The sequence below is a fragment of the Pseudomonas floridensis genome, from assembly GCF_002087235.1.
Lineage (GTDB): Bacteria > Pseudomonadota > Gammaproteobacteria > Pseudomonadales > Pseudomonadaceae > Aquipseudomonas > Aquipseudomonas floridensis.
On record NZ_MUIO01000121.1, the window covers coordinates 14380 to 32142 of the forward strand.

General features: G+C 57.8%; 14 protein-coding genes and 3 tRNA genes. 15 read left to right on the plus strand and 2 right to left on the minus strand.

Annotation, left to right across the window (positions count from 1 at the left end; genetic code table 11):
* The first annotated feature begins 219 nt into the window (after positions 1-219).
* From BZK31_RS25230 to BZK31_RS25255, 6 genes are all read left to right on the plus strand, one after another.
* Positions 220-1314 carry an ABC transporter ATP-binding protein gene (locus tag BZK31_RS25230; RefSeq protein WP_083185981.1) on the plus strand — a complete coding sequence of 365 codons (1095 nt, stop codon included), beginning with the start codon at positions 220-222 and terminating at the stop codon, positions 1312-1314.
* On the plus strand, positions 1314-2423 hold the full coding sequence (locus tag BZK31_RS25235; RefSeq protein WP_083185982.1) for an ABC transporter ATP-binding protein: 1110 nt from the start codon (positions 1314-1316) through the stop codon (positions 2421-2423). The genes BZK31_RS25230 and BZK31_RS25235 overlap by 1 nt, the downstream gene beginning before the upstream one ends.
* Positions 2420-3286, plus strand: a complete 867-nt coding sequence (locus BZK31_RS25240) for a carbohydrate ABC transporter permease (protein WP_083185983.1) — start codon at positions 2420-2422, stop codon at positions 3284-3286. Before BZK31_RS25235 ends, BZK31_RS25240 begins: the two co-directional genes overlap by 4 nt.
* Positions 3287-3296: 10 nt before the next feature.
* Positions 3297-4097: a carbohydrate ABC transporter permease gene (locus BZK31_RS25245; protein WP_083185984.1), complete on the plus strand. Its 801-nt coding sequence runs from the start codon at positions 3297-3299 to the stop codon at positions 4095-4097.
* Between the two features lie 11 nt (positions 4098-4108).
* Entirely contained in the window at positions 4109-4381 is a 273-nt protein-coding gene (locus BZK31_RS25250; RefSeq protein ID WP_004883898.1) for a DUF2160 domain-containing protein, read from the plus strand.
* Positions 4382-4465: 84 nt separating this feature from the next.
* Positions 4466-6271 (plus strand): ABC transporter substrate-binding protein, encoded by a 1806-nt coding sequence (locus BZK31_RS25255; RefSeq protein WP_083185985.1) that lies wholly within the window; start codon positions 4466-4468, stop codon positions 6269-6271.
* A 61-nt stretch (positions 6272-6332) separates the two neighbouring features.
* Here BZK31_RS25255 and folD read toward each other — a convergent pair whose 3' ends face one another.
* Positions 6333-7187 carry a bifunctional methylenetetrahydrofolate dehydrogenase/methenyltetrahydrofolate cyclohydrolase FolD gene (gene folD, locus BZK31_RS25260; protein WP_083185986.1) on the minus strand — a complete coding sequence of 285 codons (855 nt, stop codon included), beginning with the start codon at positions 7185-7187 and terminating at the stop codon, positions 6333-6335.
* A gap of 295 nt (positions 7188-7482) precedes the next feature.
* On the opposite strand from folD, the gene BZK31_RS25265 reads away from it, so the two are divergent.
* The 9 genes from BZK31_RS25265 (at position 7483) to BZK31_RS25305 (ending at position 16747) form a co-directional block, all read left to right on the plus strand.
* Positions 7483-7559 (plus strand) — tRNA-Arg (locus BZK31_RS25265).
* 53 nt (positions 7560-7612) lie between these two features.
* Positions 7613-7688: transfer RNA gene (locus tag BZK31_RS25270), tRNA-His, on the plus strand.
* Between the two features lie 56 nt (positions 7689-7744).
* A tRNA-Leu gene (locus BZK31_RS25275) sits at positions 7745-7829 on the plus strand.
* 371 nt (positions 7830-8200) lie between these two features.
* Positions 8201-9511 (plus strand): trigger factor, encoded by a 1311-nt coding sequence (tig, locus tag BZK31_RS25280; RefSeq protein ID WP_083185987.1) that lies wholly within the window; start codon positions 8201-8203, stop codon positions 9509-9511.
* A 91-nt stretch (positions 9512-9602) separates the two neighbouring features.
* A complete protein-coding gene (gene clpP / locus BZK31_RS25285; protein WP_002552734.1) occupies positions 9603-10244 on the plus strand; it encodes an ATP-dependent Clp endopeptidase proteolytic subunit ClpP in 642 nt (213 codons plus the stop codon).
* Between the two features lie 106 nt (positions 10245-10350).
* A complete protein-coding gene (gene clpX, locus BZK31_RS25290; protein ID WP_024687896.1) occupies positions 10351-11634 on the plus strand; it encodes an ATP-dependent Clp protease ATP-binding subunit ClpX in 1284 nt (427 codons plus the stop codon).
* A 209-nt stretch (positions 11635-11843) separates the two neighbouring features.
* On the plus strand, positions 11844-14240 hold the full coding sequence (gene lon / locus BZK31_RS25295; protein WP_083185988.1) for an endopeptidase La: 2397 nt from the start codon (positions 11844-11846) through the stop codon (positions 14238-14240).
* A gap of 145 nt (positions 14241-14385) precedes the next feature.
* Positions 14386-14658, plus strand: a complete 273-nt coding sequence (locus BZK31_RS25300; protein WP_004883906.1) for an HU family DNA-binding protein — start codon at positions 14386-14388, stop codon at positions 14656-14658.
* A 205-nt stretch (positions 14659-14863) separates the two neighbouring features.
* Positions 14864-16747 (plus strand): SurA N-terminal domain-containing protein, encoded by a 1884-nt coding sequence (locus BZK31_RS25305; protein ID WP_083185989.1) that lies wholly within the window; start codon positions 14864-14866, stop codon positions 16745-16747.
* Positions 16748-16878: 131 nt separating this feature from the next.
* Here the strand turns inward: BZK31_RS25305 and fabI are convergent, their stop codons facing one another.
* Positions 16879-17673, minus strand: coding sequence for an enoyl-ACP reductase FabI (fabI, locus tag BZK31_RS25310; RefSeq protein ID WP_024687900.1), 795 nt, complete (start codon positions 17671-17673; stop codon positions 16879-16881).
* Positions 17674-17763: the final 90 nt, after the last annotated feature.

The following is a 17763-nucleotide window of genomic DNA, read 5'->3' on the forward strand; positions in this document are numbered from 1 at the left end:
TCCAGTGTCGTTCAGATGTGTTCAAAGTCAACGTTCATTTTGTTCAGTTGTTCAGCGTTTACTGTTCATTTTTGTTCAGTCTTGAAGCGGCTTTCGACCAATGATTACGGGCGAATGCTCTGGGACGGGCCTCGGCGGCGCGCTGGCAGAATTGGCACGAATGTCGCTATCTGCTCACCAGTCACGCATTACCCTAAAAAAAACAACAAAGGGCACGCCATGTCTCTCACGCTGGAGCACGTCAGTCGCGCAGTCGATGGCCAAACATGGATCGACGACGCATCCCTGAGCTTTGAGCCAGGGTCTTTCAACGTTCTGCTGGGGCGAACCCTTTCAGGCAAAACCAGCCTGATGCGCCTGATGGCCGGGCTGGACAAACCCGACAGCGGGCGAGTGCTGATGAACGGGGTGGATGTCACGCAACGGCCGGTTCGTTTGCGCAACGTCTCGATGGTTTATCAGCAGTTCATCAATTACCCCAGCATGACGGTATTCGAAAATATCGCATCGCCGCTGCGTCAGGCGGGCATGTCGAAAGACGTCATTCACAGTCGCGTCCACGAAACGGCCAGGATGCTGCGCATCGAGAAATTCCTGCAGCGCCATCCCCTTGAACTGTCCGGCGGCCAGCAGCAGCGCACCGCGATGGCTCGGGCGCTGGTCAAGGACGCCGAACTGATCCTGTTCGACGAGCCGCTGGTCAATCTCGACTACAAATTGCGCGAAGAGCTGCGTCAGGAAATGCGCGAGCTGTTCGCCGCCCGCCACACCATCGCCATCTACGCGACCACCGAGCCCAACGAAGCGCTGGCGCTGGGCGGCACGACCACGATTCTGCATGAAGGCCGCGTGGTGCAGAGCGGCAAGACGCCCGAGGTGTACCACAAGCCCGCCACGGTCCTGGCTGCCGAGCTGTTCTCTGAACCGCCCATCAACCTGATGCCCGGCCGTATCGAAGGCAGTGAGGTAAGCTTCGCCAACTTTGTGCATTTCCCGCTCAACGTCGATCTGCGTGCCATTGGCGATGGCGAGTACCGCTTCGGTGTGCGTCCCAGTCATCTGAGCCTGGTGCCGTCCAACGATGACGATCTGGAATTGGCGGTTACCGTAGAGCTTGCCGAAATCAGCGGCTCGGAAACCTTCCTGCATGTGCGCAACGAGCTGTTTTCGCTGGTGCTGCATCTGCCGGGCGTGCACGCCTACGATGTGGATGCGCCGATCCGGGTGTACATCCCGACCCATAAACTATTCGTGTTCGATCAGCAGGGCGGCCTTATCCAGGCGCCGGGCCTGCGCATGTCGAGGGTTGCCTGATGGCCGAGATCCGATTGCAGAACCTGGCTCACAGCTACAGCGCCAACCCCGGGCCTGACGATTACGCGATTCGCGAAATGAGCCACATCTGGGAGCAGGGCGGGGCCTATGCGCTGCTCGGGCCTTCCGGGTGTGGCAAGTCGACCCTGCTCAACATCATTTCCGGCCTTCTGAGTCCGTCGCAGGGGCAGGTGTTGTTCGATTCCAGAGTGGTCAACGAACTGCCGCCCGAGAGTCGTAACATCGCTCAGGTTTTTCAGTTCCCCGTGATCTACGACACCATGACCGTGTTCGACAACCTGGCCTTTCCCCTGCGTAATCAGGGGATGGACAAGGCGCGAATCCTCGCCAAGGTGAACGAGATTGCAGATGTGCTGGACCTGCAGCCGTTGCTGAAAAAGAAAGCCCGTAACCTGACCGCCGACGAAAAGCAAAAGGTCTCCATGGGGCGTGGTCTGGTGCGCGATGATGTCTCGGCGATTCTGTTCGATGAGCCGTTGACCGTGATCGACCCGCATCTCAAGTGGAAGCTGCGCCGCAAGCTCAAGCAGATTCACGAGCAATTCAACATCACCATGGTCTACGTCACCCACGACCAACTGGAGGCCTCGACCTTCGCCGACAAGATCGCAGTGATGTACGGCGGTCAGATCGTACAGTTCGGTACGCCTCGCGAGCTGTTCGAAAAGCCCCGGCATACCTTCGTCGGTTACTTCATCGGCAGCCCTGGCATGAACCTGATCGAGGTGCAGCCCCAGGGTGACGGCGTCGGTTTCGGCGATGTTCACGTGCCGTTGTCGAGCCTGTTGCAGGAGCTGATCGCGCGCGCCTCGTTCACCAGCCTCAAGATTGGCATTCGCCCCGAGTTCGTACATGTCTGGGACGGTCCGTACGAGGAGGCGATGTGTGCCGAGGTGGTGTACGTCGAGGACCTGGGCACCTACAAGATCCTGACCCTGTCGCTGGCCGGGCAGAAGATCAAGGTGCGCATGCCGGAAGACAAGCCCGTACCGCAAGGGCAGGCGTGGATCAGTTTTCCGGCGCAGTGGCTGATGGTGTACGCCGACGACTTCCTGCTTGAGTCCACTCCTGAGCGAGACATGCCATGAACAAGGTCCAGAACAACAAGGCCTGGTGGCTGGTGCTGCCGGTATTTCTGTTGGTGGCGTTCAGTGCCATCATTCCGATGATGACCGTGGTCAACTATTCGGTGCAGGACATTTTCGATCAGTCGAGCCGCTATTTCGTCGGCACCGACTGGTTCAGGCAGGTCCTGCAGGATCCGCGTCTGCATGATTCGCTGCTGCGTCAGTTCATCTATTCCGGGTGTGTGCTGTTTATCGAGATCCCGCTGGGTATCGCGGTCGCCTTGTGCATGCCGACCAAGGGGCGCTGGTCGACGGTCTGCCTGATCCTGATGACCATCCCGCTGCTGATTCCCTGGAACGTGGTGGGCACCATCTGGCAGATTTTCGGCCGCGGCGACATCGGGTTGCTGGGTTACACGCTGAACAACATTCTGCATATCAACTACAACTACGCGGCCAACGCGTCGGATGCCTGGGTCACGGTGCTGATCATCGATGTCTGGCACTGGACGTCTCTGGTGGCTTTGCTCTGCTATTCGGGCCTGCGGGCGATTCCGGACGTCTACTACCAGGCGGCGCGGATCGACCGCGCTTCGGGCTGGGCTATCTTCCGGCATATCCAGTTGCCGAAGATGAAGAGCGTGCTGTTGATCGCCGTGATGCTGCGCTTCATGGACAGCTTCATGATCTACACCGAGCCGTTCGTGCTCACGGGCGGCGGTCCCGGCAACTCCACCACGTTCCTCAGCCAGACCCTGACGACAATGGCGCTCGGACAGTTCGACCTTGGCCCGGCGGCGGCGTTTTCGCTGGTGTATTTCCTGATCATTCTGCTGGTGTCCTGGGTGTTCTACACCGCCATGACCCACAGCGAAAAGAATTGAGGGCCTGGTCATGAGTCTGCGCAAAGCCATACCGATGTTGATTTACCTGCTGTTTCTGCTCGTGCCGATCTACTGGCTGGTCAACATGTCGTTCAAGACCAACACCGAGATCCTTGGCGGCCTGACCCTGTGGCCGCAGGACTTCACCCTGGCCAACTACAAGGTGATTTTCACCGACGAGAGCTGGTATAGCGGCTACCTCAATTCGCTGTACTACGTGTGCCTGAATACCGTGATATCGCTGAGCGTCGCATTGCCAGCGGCCTATGCGTTTTCACGCTATCGTTTCCTCGGCGACAAGCACCTGTTTTTCTGGTTGCTGACCAACCGCATGGCGCCACCGGCGGTGTTTCTGCTGCCGTTTTTTCAGCTGTATTCATCGATTGGTCTGTTCGACACGCACATCGCTGTGGCATTGGCGCATTGCCTGTTCAACGTGCCGTTGGCGGTATGGATTCTGGAAGGTTTCATGTCGGGTGTTCCGAAGGAGATCGATGAGACCGCCTACATCGACGGTTATAGCTTTCCCAAGTTCTTCGGCAAGATTTTCATCCCGCTGATTGGTTCGGGGATTGGTGTCACGGCGTTCTTCTGTTTCATGTTTTCCTGGGTCGAACTGCTGCTGGCGCGCACGCTGACCTCGGTCAACGCCAAGCCGATTGCCGCGGTCATGACGCGTACGGTTTCGGCGTCCGGTATCGATTGGGGCGTGCTGGCTGCGGCCGGTGTGCTGACCATCCTGCCGGGCATGCTGGTGATCTGGTTTGTTCGCAACCACGTGGTCAAGGGCTTTGCCCTTGGCCGTGTCTGAGGAGACGAAAAATGGAGTGGATGTCCTGGACTCTGCCCACCGCAGCCTTCTTCGGCAGTATCGCCTTGCTGCTGGTGGGAATGACAGTATGGGAGCTGCGCTCGGCCAGTATCGAGCGTCGCGGGTTTCTGCCGATTGCCACCACGCGTGGCGACCGGCTGTTCATCGGGCTGTTGGGCAGTGCTTATCTGCATCTGATGGTGATCGGCGCGACCGACTGGAGTATCTGGGTCGCTTCGGGGGCCTCTCTGGTGTGGCTGTTGGTGGTGATGCGTTGGGGTTAGCAGGCGGACGGGCGTCATTGCCCGCTCGAAGGCTGTCGGTATTCGAAAAGCGGGACTACATAAGAAGCAACTCTTGAGGTGTCTATGTTCAATAAGAAAAACAAGCTGCAACATAGCGTGACGTTGGCGACCATGATCATGCTCAGCGGGTTGAGCGTTTCAGCCTGGGCGGATCAGTATGAGGATGCGGCAAAGAAGTGGGCGGCCAGCGAGTTCAAGCCGACCACGCTTTCCGATGCCGAGCAGTTGAAAGAGCTTGAGTGGTTCATCAAGGCTGCCGAGCCGTTCCGTGGCATGGACATCAAGGTGGTGTCGGAAACCCTGACCACCCACGAATACGAGTCCAAGACCCTGGCCAAGGCGTTTACCGAAATCACCGGGATCAAGGTTACTCACGACCTGCTTCAGGAAGGCGACGTTATCGAGAAGCTGCAGACCGCCATGCAGTCGGACAAGAGCATCTATGACGGCTGGGTCAACGACTCCGATCTGATTGGTACGCACATGCGTTACGGCAAGGCGATGTCGCTGACCGACCTGATGGCCAGTCCCGAGGGTGCGAAAGTCACTTCTCCTACGCTGGATCTGAAAGATTTCATTGGTACGTCGTTCACCACGTCTCCTGAAATCAAGGATGCGTCAGGCAAGGTCATCGTCGAGTCGAAGCTGTATCAACTTCCCGACCAGCAGTTCGCCAACCTGTACTGGTTCCGCGCAGACTGGTTCGAGCGCGCTGATCTGAAAAAGCAGTTCAAGGACAAATACGGCTACGAGCTGGGTGTGCCGGTCAACTGGTCGGCCTATGAAGATATCGCGAAATTCTTCAGCGAAGACGTGAAGACCATCGACGGCAAGAAAGTCTACGGTCACATGGACTACGGCAAGAAGGATCCATCGCTGGGCTGGCGCTTTACCGATGCCTGGTTCTCCATGGCGGGCAGTGGCGACAAGGGCCTGCCGAATGGTTTGCCGGTGGATGAGTGGGGCATCCGCGTGGAAGCCTGTCATCCGGTCGGCTCAAGCATCACTCGCGGCGGCGACACCAACGGTCCGGCTGCGGTTTTCGCCACGCAGAAGTACATCGACTGGCTGAAAGCCTATGCGCCGCCGGAAGCGGCCGGCATGACATTCTCCGAATCCGGTCCGGTGCCTTCGCAGGGTAACGTTGCGCAACAGATTTTCTGGTACACCGCGTTTACCGCCGACATGACCAAGCCCGGCCTGCCGGTCATGAACGCCGACGGCACGCCGAAATGGCGGATGGCACCGTCGCCTAAAGGTCCGTACTGGAAAGAGGGCATGAAGCTGGGGTATCAGGACGTGGGTTCCTGGACTTTTTTGAAGTCTTCCGACGAGAAAAAACGTCTCGCTGCCTGGCTCTATGCGCAGTTCGTGACCTCCAAGTCGGTTTCCCTGAAGAAAACCATCGTGGGCCTGACGCCGATCCGCGAGTCTGACATCAACTCCAAGGAAATGACGGCGCTGGCACCGAAGCTCGGTGGTCTGGTGGAGTTCTACCGCAGCCCGGCGCGCGTGCGGTGGTCGCCAACCGGCACTAACGTACCGGATTATCCGAAGTTGGCGCAGTTGTGGTGGAGCCATGTGGCTGAAGCGGTTACAGGAGAGAAAACCGCTCAGGCGGCGCTGGACGGGCTGGCCAAGGATCAGGATGCGATCATGACGCGCATCGAGCGCTCCAAGGTTCAGGAGGCCAGTGGTTGTGCACCGAAGATGAACCCGGAAACCACGGCTGAAGAGTGGTACGCCAAAGCCGAGCAGAGCGGGGGCAAGTTTCTGGCACCGCAGCGTAAGCTGACCAACGAGAAGCCCAAAGGTGAAACCATTGCCTATGCCGATCTGCTGAAAAGCTGGGAAGCTGCCAAGAAGTAAGCAACTGCGAATACAAAAACGGCACCCTTGGGTGCCGTTTTCGTGACTTCCGAAAACTGAATCAGCCGTGCAGCGTTTCGGCTGCGTACAGCGTGTTTTCAAGCAGGCAGGCGCGAGTCATCGGGCCTACGCCACCTGGCACAGGCGTGATCCAGCCCGCGCGGGGCAGGGCGGTGTCATACACCACGTCACCGACCAGCTTGCCGTCAGCCTGACGGTTGATGCCGACGTCGATCACGATGGCACCGGGCTTGATCCACTCACCTTTGACCAGACCTGGCTTGCCAGCGGCGACCACCACCAGGTCGGCGCGGCCTACATGGCCAGCCAGATCCTTGGTGAAGCGGTGGGTAACCGTTACGGTGCAGCCCGCCAGCAGCAACTCCATGGCCATCGGGCGACCGACGATATTGGAGGCGCCTACCACCACGGCGTCCATTCCATACAGATCCGCACCGGTGCTTTCCAGCAGGGTCATGATCCCTTTGGGCGTGCACGGGCGCAGCAGTGGAATGCGCTGGGCCAGACGACCGACGTTATAAGGGTGGAAACCGTCCACGTCCTTATCAGGGCGAATGCGCTCCAGCAGCAACGAAGCGTCCAGGTGTTCGGGCAATGGCAGTTGCAGCAGAATGCCGTCGACCTCGGCGTCTGCATTGAGGCGATCGATCAGTTCGGTCAGTGCAGTCTGGGTGGTATCGGCTGGCAGATCGTAGGCGCGGGAGATGAAGCCGACTTCCTCGCAGTCTTTGCGCTTGTGGGAAACGTAGACCTGGGAGGCGGGGTCGCTGCCCACCAGAATCACCGCGAGGCCCGGCGTGCGCAGACCTTGCTGGCGACGTTCGGCGACACGTTTGGCGATCTGCTGGCGCAGGCTGGCTGCGATCGCTTTGCCGTCGATTAGTTTTGCAGTCATGACGCGTGATTAACCATCGAGAGGAAATAAAATGAGCGCGCATTCTCGCATGACATGACGCGAGGGCAAAGGCGCTTGGTCAGCATATTCCGCTAACTCCTTTATCTAACTGAATTTTTTTCAAAAAAGAGTTGACGCCCTTTGGGGGCGTCTATAAGATTCGTCGCACTTGCCGGGCAGAGCCCAGCACTGGTTAAGCTAGCACTGGTTGATTAGGTCAGGCAGAGTTGCAAATCAGCTCGGTGTGATTGAAAGCCTTTTAATTTGTGATCGTAAAAGAATACAGATTATATAAGTGCCCGTAGCTCAGCTGGATAGAGCATCCGCCTTCTAAGCGGATGGTCGCAGGTTCGAGTCCTGCCGGGTGCGCCATTCAAGGCAGCTTTGGCACAGCAAGTAACGTTGTACTGGTCACATGCAATATGGTGGGCGTAGCTCAGTTGGTAGAGCACAGGATTGTGACTCCTGTTGTCGAGGGTTCGATCCCCTTCGTCCACCCCATATTAAGAAAGGCGCCGGATTCATAGTCTGGCGCCTTTGCTTTAAAAGCTTGTAGCGCGGATGTGGTGGAATTGGTAGACACACTGGATTTAGGTTCCAGCGCCGAAAGGTGTGAGAGTTCGAGTCTCTCCGTCCGCACCAAGATACAGATGACTTGAGTGGCAACACTTCAGTTATAAGAAAAAGCCGCCTAGTGCGGCTTTTTTTGTTTCACCGTATTGGTTTTACCGTTTCGCTGGTCTGCAGGCCTGCTGCCGTCGGTCGAGTGAAACGTGATGTGTGGAGGGCGTCGGCAGGGTCCGGCACGGATGCTTCCTTATATAAAGGCCGTGCCAGACGCATCGCTGGCGGTGCGAAGCGCCTGTGGGCGCTGCGCGATGGCGGCCCGGCTCCTTCCGCTTAACCTGCCCTTTTTCAGTAGGGTGACTTCTTGAGTTTGACCCACTAGAATGCATGCCCTTGATTCTGGGGTCGGAAACGGCCGGCTAACGTCTGTGCAACGAGGAATATCCATGCAAGTTTCTGTTGAAAATACTTCCGCTCTTGAGCGCCGCATGACCATTGGCGTGCCTGCCGAACGCATCGAGACTGAAGTCAACAAGCGTCTGCAGCAGACTGCGCGTAAAGCCAAGATCCCGGGCTTCCGCCCTGGCAAGGTGCCTATGAGCGTTATCCGTCAGCGTTACGAAGACGGCGCGCGCCAGGAAGCACTGGGCGATCTGATTCAGGCTACTTTCTACGAAGCTGTCGTTGAGCAGAAGCTCAACCCGGCTGGCGCTCCTGCTGTAGAGCCAAAATCCTTCGAAAAAGGCAAAGACCTGGAATACGTGGCGACTTTCGAAGTCTTCCCGGAATTCACCGTTGCCGGTTTCGACACCATTGCTGTAGAGCGTCTGTCTGCCGATGTAGCCGATAGCGATCTGGACAACATGCTGGAAGTGCTGCGCAAGCAGAATGTTCGTTTTGAAGAGGTCGATCGTGCCGCTCAGAACGAAGATCAGCTGAACATCGATTTCGTGGGCAAGGTCGACGGCGAAGCATTCGCTGGCGGTTCCGCCACTGGCACTCAGCTGGTTCTGGGTTCTGGTCGCATGATCCCGGGCTTCGAAGACGGTCTGGTTGGCGCCAAGGCCGGTGAAGAGCGCGTTTTGAACGTGACCTTCCCGGAGGACTATCAGAACCTGGAGCTGGCCGGTAAGGCAGCCGAGTTCACCGTTACCGTGAACACTGTTTCCGAGCCAAAGCTGCCTGAGCTGAACGAAGAGTTCTTCAAGCAGTTCGGCATCAAGGAAACCGGCATCGACGGTTTCCGCGCCGAAGTTCGCAAGAACATGGAGCGCGAGCTGCGTCAGGCCATCAAGTCCAAGGTCAAGAACCAGGTCATGGACGGTCTGCTGGCCGCCAACCCGATCGAAGTGCCGAAGTCGCTGCTGGAAAACGAAGTCAACCGTCTGCGCGTTCAGGCTGTTCAGCAGTTCGGTGGCAACATCAAGCCTGATCAGTTGCCGGCAGAGCTGTTCGAAGAGCAGGCCAAGCGCCGCGTCGAGCTGGGCCTGATCGTTGCCGAGGTGGTCAAGCAGTTCGATCTCAAGCCTGACGATGCCCGTGTACGTGATCTGATCCAGGAAATGGCTTCGGCCTACCAGGAGCCAGAGCAGGTCGTAGCCTGGTACTACAAGAACGAGCAGCAAATGAACGAAGTACGTTCTGTTGTGCTTGAAGAGCAAGTTGTAGATACTGTTTTGCAGAAAGCTAGCGTGACCGACAAATCGGTCTCCTACGAAGAAGCTGTCAAGCCGGTGGAAGCTCCAAAAGCCGACTGATTTCTCTTTTCGTTCGAAAACACCCACAAGCCAGCCTTCGCGCTGGCTTGTGCGTATTCAAGACTCGACTATTTGGGAGTGAATGCAGGACATGTCCCGCAATTCTTATATTCAGCAGAACTCTGACATCCAGGCCGCTGGCGGCCTGGTCCCGATGGTTATCGAGCAGTCCGCCCGTGGCGAACGCGCCTATGACATCTATTCGCGCCTTCTCAAGGAGCGAGTGATCTTTATGGTTGGTCCGGTAGAGGACTACATGGCCAACCTTATCGCGGCGCAACTGCTCTTCCTTGAAGCGGAAAACCCGGACAAGGATATCCATCTCTACATTAACTCACCGGGCGGTTCGGTGACGGCTGGCATGTCGATCTACGACACCATGCAGTTCATCAAGCCTGACGTGTCGACCATCTGCATCGGTCAGGCATGCAGCATGGGTGCGTTCCTGCTGGCTGGCGGTGCCGAGGGCAAGCGTCACTGCCTGCCGAACTCGCGCATGATGATTCACCAGCCGTTGGGCGGTTTTCAGGGGCAGGCGTCGGACATCGACATCCATGCCAAGGAAATCCTGCACATCCGTCACCGCCTGAACTCGCTGCTGGCGCATCACACCGGCCAGAGCCTCGAGACCATCGAGCGCGACACCGAGCGTGACAACTTCATGAGCGCCGAACGTGCGGCCGAATACGGCTTGATCGACTCGGTGATCAACAAGCGTCAAATGCCTGCCTAAGCACCTCAAAATGTAGGGGGTCGGTGCAACCGACCGCCTGCGGACTTGAAAAAGCCCGCAATAGCCTTCATCTTGTGTTGCAAGCCTACCGGATTGGATCGATCGAATGACTGACACCCGCAACGGCGAGGACAACGGCAAATTGCTCTATTGCTCCTTCTGTGGCAAAAGCCAGCATGAAGTGCGCAAATTGATTGCCGGCCCCTCGGTCTTTATCTGCGACGAGTGCGTCGACCTGTGCAATGACATCATCCGCGAGGAGGTGCAGGAAGCACAGGCCGAAAGCAGCGCGCATAAATTGCCTTCGCCTAAAGAAATCAGCGGCATCCTTGATCAGTATGTGATTGGTCAGGAGCGTGCCAAGAAGGTTCTCGCAGTAGCGGTGTACAACCACTACAAGCGCCTGAACCAGCGCGACAAGAAAAATGACGATGTGGAATTGGGCAAGAGCAACATCCTGCTGATCGGCCCTACGGGCTCCGGCAAGACGCTGCTGGCTGAAACCCTGGCCAGGCTGCTCAACGTACCGTTCACCATCGCCGACGCCACCACCCTGACCGAAGCCGGTTATGTGGGTGAGGACGTCGAGAACATTATCCAGAAGCTGTTGCAGAAATGTGATTACGACGTAGAGAAGGCCCAGATGGGCATTGTCTATATCGACGAAATCGACAAGATTTCGCGCAAATCCGACAACCCTTCGATTACACGAGACGTTTCAGGTGAGGGCGTGCAGCAAGCCTTGCTGAAACTGATCGAGGGTACCGTGGCTTCGGTTCCGCCTCAGGGTGGCCGCAAGCATCCACAGCAGGAATTCCTGCAAGTGGACACGCGCAACATTCTGTTTATCTGCGGTGGCGCCTTTTCGGGCCTGGAAAAGGTCATTCAGAACCGCTCCACGCGTGGTGGCATCGGCTTCAACGCCGAAGTGCGCAGCAAGGAGGAGGGCAAGAAGGTTGGTGAGTCCCTGCGTGAAGTCGAGCCTGACGATCTGGTCAAGTTCGGTCTGATCCCGGAATTCGTGGGCCGTCTGCCGGTTCTGGCCACACTGGACGAGCTGGATGAGGCTGCGCTGATGCAGATCCTCACCGAGCCTAAGAACGCGCTGACCAAGCAGTACGCGAAGTTGTTCGAGATGGAAGGTGTGGACCTCGAGTTCCGTACCGATGCGCTGAAATCGGTTGCCCGTCGTGCGCTGGAGCGCAAGACCGGTGCTCGCGGCCTGCGCTCGATTCTCGAAGGCGTGTTGCTCGACACCATGTACGAAATTCCGTCGCAGAGCGATGTGAGCAAGGTGGTGATCGACGAAAGCGTGATCGACGGTTCGTCCAAACCGCTGCTGATCTATGAAAACAGCGAGCCGCCTGCGAAGGTTGCTCCTGACGCCTGACGACATCGTCGTATAGCGCGTGAAGAAACACAAAAGGGGGCCTTTAAGGTCCCCTTTTGCATTTTCAGCCGCTTCGTTCGTCTTGTAGATAAGGGCGAACCTGAGTGGGCTGCGGCCCATAGGGCTTGTTTTTTTCGAACACTACCCCCATCTTGGCTTCAAGCTAATTCCATCTGTCCCGGCCGTTTGGCCGCTGTAGAGGCGAAATCATGAAGACCACCATTGAATTGCCTCTTTTGCCATTGCGTGATGTCGTGGTTTATCCGCACATGGTTATCCCGCTGTTCGTGGGGCGCGAGAAGTCTATCGAAGCCCTTGAGGCGGCGATGACGGGTGACAAGCAAATCCTGTTGCTCGCGCAGAGAAATCCCGCTGACGATGATCCTGATGAGCAGGCTCTTTATAGCGTCGGCACCATTGCAACCGTATTGCAGTTGCTGAAATTGCCCGATGGCACCGTCAAAGTGCTGGTCGAAGGTGAGCAACGCGGCTCGGTCGAGCGTTTCATCGAGGTCGACGGTCATTACCGCGCCGAAGTTGCCCTGATCGATGAAGTGGACGCTCCGGATCGTGAATCCGAAGTGTTTGTGCGCAGCCTGCTAGGCCAGTTCGAGCAGTACGTGCAGTTGGGCAAGAAAGTCCCGGCAGAGGTCCTGTCGTCGCTCAACAGCATCGATGAGCCTGGCCGCCTGGTCGACACCATGGCCGCGCACATGGCGCTCAAGATCGAGCAGAAGCAGGATATCCTTGAGATTATCGACCTGTCGGCCCGTGTCGAGCACGTGCTGGCGCTGCTGGATGCCGAAATCGACCTGTTGCAGGTTGAAAAGCGCATCCGCGGTCGCGTCAAGAAGCAAATGGAGCGTAGCCAGCGCGAGTACTACCTGAACGAGCAGATGAAGGCCATTCAGAAAGAACTTGGCGATGGCGATGAAGGCCACAACGAGATCGAGGAGCTGAAAAAACGCATCGATGCCGCAGGTCTGCCCAAGGACGCCCTGGCCAAGGCCACTGCCGAGCTGAACAAGCTCAAGCAGATGTCGCCGATGTCCGCAGAGGCCACCGTGGTGCGCTCCTATATCGACTGGCTGGTCCAGGTGCCGTGGAAAGCGCAGAGCAAGGTTCGTCTGGATCTGGCGCGTGCCGAAGCGATTCTGGACGCCGATCACTACGGGCTGGACGAGGTCAAGGAGCGCATCCTTGAATATCTCGCCGTGCAGAAGCGTGTGAAGAAGATTCGCGGCCCGGTCCTGTGTCTCGTCGGTCCGCCGGGTGTGGGTAAAACCTCGCTTGCCGAGTCGATCGCCAACGCGACCAATCGCAAATTCGTCCGCATGGCCCTTGGTGGTGTGCGTGATGAAGCGGAAATTCGCGGTCATCGCCGGACTTATATCGGTTCGATGCCAGGAAGATTGATACAAAAGATGACCAAGGTGGGTGTGCGCAACCCGCTGTTCCTGCTTGACGAAATCGACAAGATGGGCAGCGACATGCGTGGCGATCCGGCTTCGGCATTGCTGGAGGTCCTGGACCCCGAGCAGAATCACAACTTCAATGATCACTACCTTGAGGTCGATTACGACCTGTCGGACGTGATGTTCCTGTGCACCTCGAACTCGATGAACATCCCGCCAGCGCTGCTGGACCGGATGGAAGTGATCCGTCTGCCGGGCTACACCGAAGACGAAAAGATCAACATCGCCGTCAAATACCTTTCGCCCAAGCAGATTCAGGCCAACGGCCTGAAGAAAGGCGAGATTGAATTCGACGAGGAAGCGATTCGCGACATCATTCGTTATTACACCCGCGAGGCGGGCGTGCGTGGGCTGGAGCGCCAGATTGCCAAGGTCTGCCGCAAGGCGGTCAAAGAGCATGCGCTGGAGAAACGCTTTGCCGTTCACGTCACCGCTGACATGCTCGAGCACTTCCTGGGTGTGCGCAAATTCCGCTACGGCCTGGCCGAGCAGCAGGACCAGATCGGCCAGGTCACAGGCCTTGCGTGGACTCAGGTGGGCGGTGAATTGCTGACCATCGAAGCCGCTGTGGTGCCGGGCAAAGGTCAGTTGATCAAGACCGGTTCGCTGGGCGATGTGATGGTCGAATCCATCACCGCAGCTCAGACCGTCGTGCGCAGCCGCGCCCGCAGTCTGGGGATTTCCGCCGACTTCCACGAGAAGCACGACACGCACATTCACATGCCTGAAGGCGCGACGCCGAAGGATGGTCCAAGCGCTGGCGTGGGCATGTGCACGGCGCTGGTGTCGGCCCTGACGCAGATTCCGGTACGTGCCGATGTGGCCATGACTGGTGAGATCACGTTGCGTGGTCAGGTCCTGGCCATTGGCGGTCTGAAGGAAAAACTTCTGGCCGCACACCGCGGTGGAATCAAGACTGTGATCATTCCGGAAGAAAATGTACGCGATTTGAAGGAAATTCCTGACAATATCAAACAGGATCTGCAGATAAAGCCTGTTAAATGGATTGACGAAGTCCTGCAAATTGCGCTGCAATACGCGCCGGAGCCCTTGCCGGATGTGGCTCCCGATCTGGTTGCAAAGGATGAAAAACGCGAGTCTGACTCTAAGGAAAGAATTAGCACGCATTAAGACTGGGCAGGCTTCCTTGACAGCTTTTTAGAGCCCTTGTTATAAAGCGGCTCTTTAAAGCAAGTCCGGCAAGCCTTCCAGCGCTCGTTTTGCTTAACACCTAAAACTTAGAAACATACTCAATATAGAGATAAGGGGACTTAGAGTGAACAAGTCGGAACTGATTGATGCTATCGCTGCATCTGCTGATATCCCGAAAGCTGCTGCTGGCCGTGCGCTGGACGCAGTGATCGAATCCGTCACTGGCGCTCTGAAGGCTGGCGACTCGGTTGTTTTGGTTGGCTTTGGTACGTTCTCCGTTACAGATCGTCCTGCGCGCACCGGTCGCAATCCTCAGACTGGCAAGACGCTGGAAATCGCTGCTGCTAAAAAACCAGGTTTCAAAGCCGGTAAAGCCCTGAAAGAAGCTGTCAACTAAGCTTCTTCAAGCCTTTGCCCACCGGCCCGGTGTTTTTCCGGACCGGTAGCGGAGCGGTGGTGCAGTCGGTTGCAACGCCGAAGGGTTCGAGCCCTTCCGCTCCGTCAGTTACGAGAAGGCGCATCCTCGGATGCGCCTTTCTTCTATCCGCTTTCTACCCACGCTCCGCGGTTGGTTAGTCAGTTCAACCGTTTTGGGGGACGCAATGCTGCAGAACATCAGGGACAATTCACAGGGCTGGATTGCCAAGACAATCATCGGGATCATCATCGCGCTGATGGCCTTTACCGGCATCGAGGCGATGTTTACCGCTACCAGCAACAAGCAGAACGCTGCTGAAGTCAACGGCGAGGACATCACTCAGAATGAGCTGAGCCAGGCCGTCGACATGCAGCGCCGTCAGCTGGCCCAGCAACTCTCCCAACAGCTGGGCAAGGATTTCGATCCTTCGCTGCTCGACGAGAAACTGCTGCGCGAGTCGGCGCTCAAGGGTCTGATCGATCGTAAGCTGCTGCTGCAAGGCGCAGCCGATTCCAAATTCTCCTTTTCCGACGCTGCGCTGGACCAGCAGCTTTTGCAGACGCCTGAGTTTCAGGTGGATGGCAAATTCAGCGCGGACCGTTTCGATCAGGTGATTCGTCAGTTGGGCTACAGCCGTATGCAATTCCGCCAGATGCTGGGTCAGGAAATGCTCATCGGTCAGGTACGTGCCGGTGTCGCGGGCAGTGCCTTCGTCACTGACGCCCAGGTCGATGCCTTTGCCCGTCTGGAAAAGCAGACTCGTGATTTCGCTTCGCTGACACTCCCGGCCGATACCTCGGCGGTGAAAGTCACCGATGACGAAGTCAAGGCGCACTACGACGAACACGCCAAGGAGTTCATGAGTCCTGAGCAGGTGGTGCTTGATTACATCGAATTGAAGAAGTCCGCTTTCTTCGACAAGGTGCAGGTCAAGGACGAGGATTTGCAGGCGGCGTATCAGAAAGAGATCGCCAACCTGTCCGAGCAGCGTCGCGCAGCGCACATCCTGATCGAAGTGAACGACAAGCTCAGCGATGAGCAGGCCAAGGCGAAGATCGAAGAGATTCAGCAGCGTCTGGCCAAGGGTGAGGACTTTGCCGCATTGGCCAAGGAGTTCTCGCAGGACCCGGGTTCGTCGAACAAGGGCGGTGATCTGGGCTATGCGGGCAAGGGTGTTTACGACCCTGCGTTCGAAGATGCTCTGTACAGCCTGAACAAGGACCAGGTGTCGCAGCCTGTGCGCACCGACTTCGGCTGGCACCTGATCAAGCTGCTGGGCGTTGAGGCGCCATCGGTTCCGACGTTCGCCAGTCTGAAAGACAAGCTGACCAACGAGCTGAAGTCGCAGCAGGTCGAGCAAAAGTTCGTCGAAGTGACCAAGCAGCTGGAAGATTCGGCATTCGAATCGTCCGACCTGGCTCAGCCGGCTCAGGATCTGGGTCTCAAAGTCCAGACCACTGCGCCGTTCGGTCGCGAAGGCGGTGAAGGCCTGACAGCCAACCGTGCCGTGATTCAGGCAGCGTTCAGCCCGGAAGTGCTGGAAGAAGGCTCCAACAGCAATACGCTGGAGCTGGATCCGGAAACCGTCGTGGTCGTGCGTGTCAAAGAGCACCTGCAGCCGCAACAGCTGCCGCTTGAGAGCGTCGCTGCCGCGATTCGCGCTCAGCTGGTGAAAGAGCATGCCGGTGCTGCGGCCAAAGCCAAGGGCGAGGCGCTGCTGGCCGGGTTGCGCGATGGCAAGGTGCCGTTGGCTGCCAAGCAGGACGGACATGAGTGGAAAGTGATGGAAGCCGTCACCCGCAGTCAGGAAGGTGTCGATCCTGCGGTCCTGCAGGCTCTGTTCCGCATGCCCAAGCCAAGCGGCAAGGACAAGCCGGAATACACCAGCCAGACGGCGGCGGATGGTAGTTTCGTGATTGTGCGCCTCAATGGCGTGAATCAGGCGGCTGCACCGACTGACGCGGAAAAGGCGCAATACCGTCGCTTCCTCGCATCACGTGCCGGTCAGCAGGACTTCGCAGCGTTCCGTGCGGCACTGGAAAGCAAGGCGAAGATCGAGAAGTTCTAAGCCGGGTCATGCGCAGGCCGGGTCAGCCATGAACCGGCCTTGCACAGAAGCCAAAAAAGAAGGCCGCTCATTGAGCGGCCTTCTTTTTGCCTGTCGGAAAGTGCCGCTCGCGATGAGCGGCACCGGCCTGATCACTCTTCGATGTTGCCCATCGCGGTGGTGTTGAAACCGCCGTCGACGTACATGATCTCACCGCTGATGCCCGAGGCCAGATCGGAGCACAGAAACGCGCCGGCATTTCCGACTTCGTCGATGGTCACGTTGCGGCGCAGAGGTGTCTGCGCTTCGTTAGCGGCCAGCATCTTGCGGAAGTTCTTGATGCCCGACGCGGCCAGGGTGCGGATCGGACCCGCCGACACGGCGTTGACGCGAGTGCCTTCAGGACCGAGGCTGCCTGCCAGGTAACGGACGCCGGCTTCCAGGCTGGCCTTGGCCATGCCCATGACGTTGTAGTTCGGCATGGTGCGCTCGGCACCCAGGTACGACAGGGTCAGCAGGCTGCCGTTGCGGCCTTTCATCATTTCGCGGCCAGCCTTGGCCAGTGCCACGAAGCTGTAGGCGCTGATGTCGTGAGCGATGCGGAAACCTTCACGGGTGGTGGCTTCGGTGAAGTCACCGTCGAGCTGGTCGCCCGGGGCGAAGCCGACCGAGTGAACGATCACGTCCAGGCCGTCCCACTTCTTGCTCAGTTCTTCAAAGACCTTATTGATCTCTTCGTCGCTGGCCACATCGCAAGGGAAGCACAGCTCAGGGCCCGAGCCCCAGCCTGCGGCGAACTCTTCGACGCGACCCTTGAGTTTGTCGTTCTGGTAGGTGAAAGCAAGCTCTGCACCTTCACGATGCATGGCGGCAGCAATGCCGGATGCGATGGACAGTTTACTGGCGACACCGACGATCAGGACGCGCTTACCGGCGAGAAAACCCATGTGTTGTTCCTCTTCAGGTTAATCGACAGCTACCGGCGCCATAAAGGCGGCTTCCAGCAGCTGCTGTGTATAAGGATGTTGCGGTGCGGC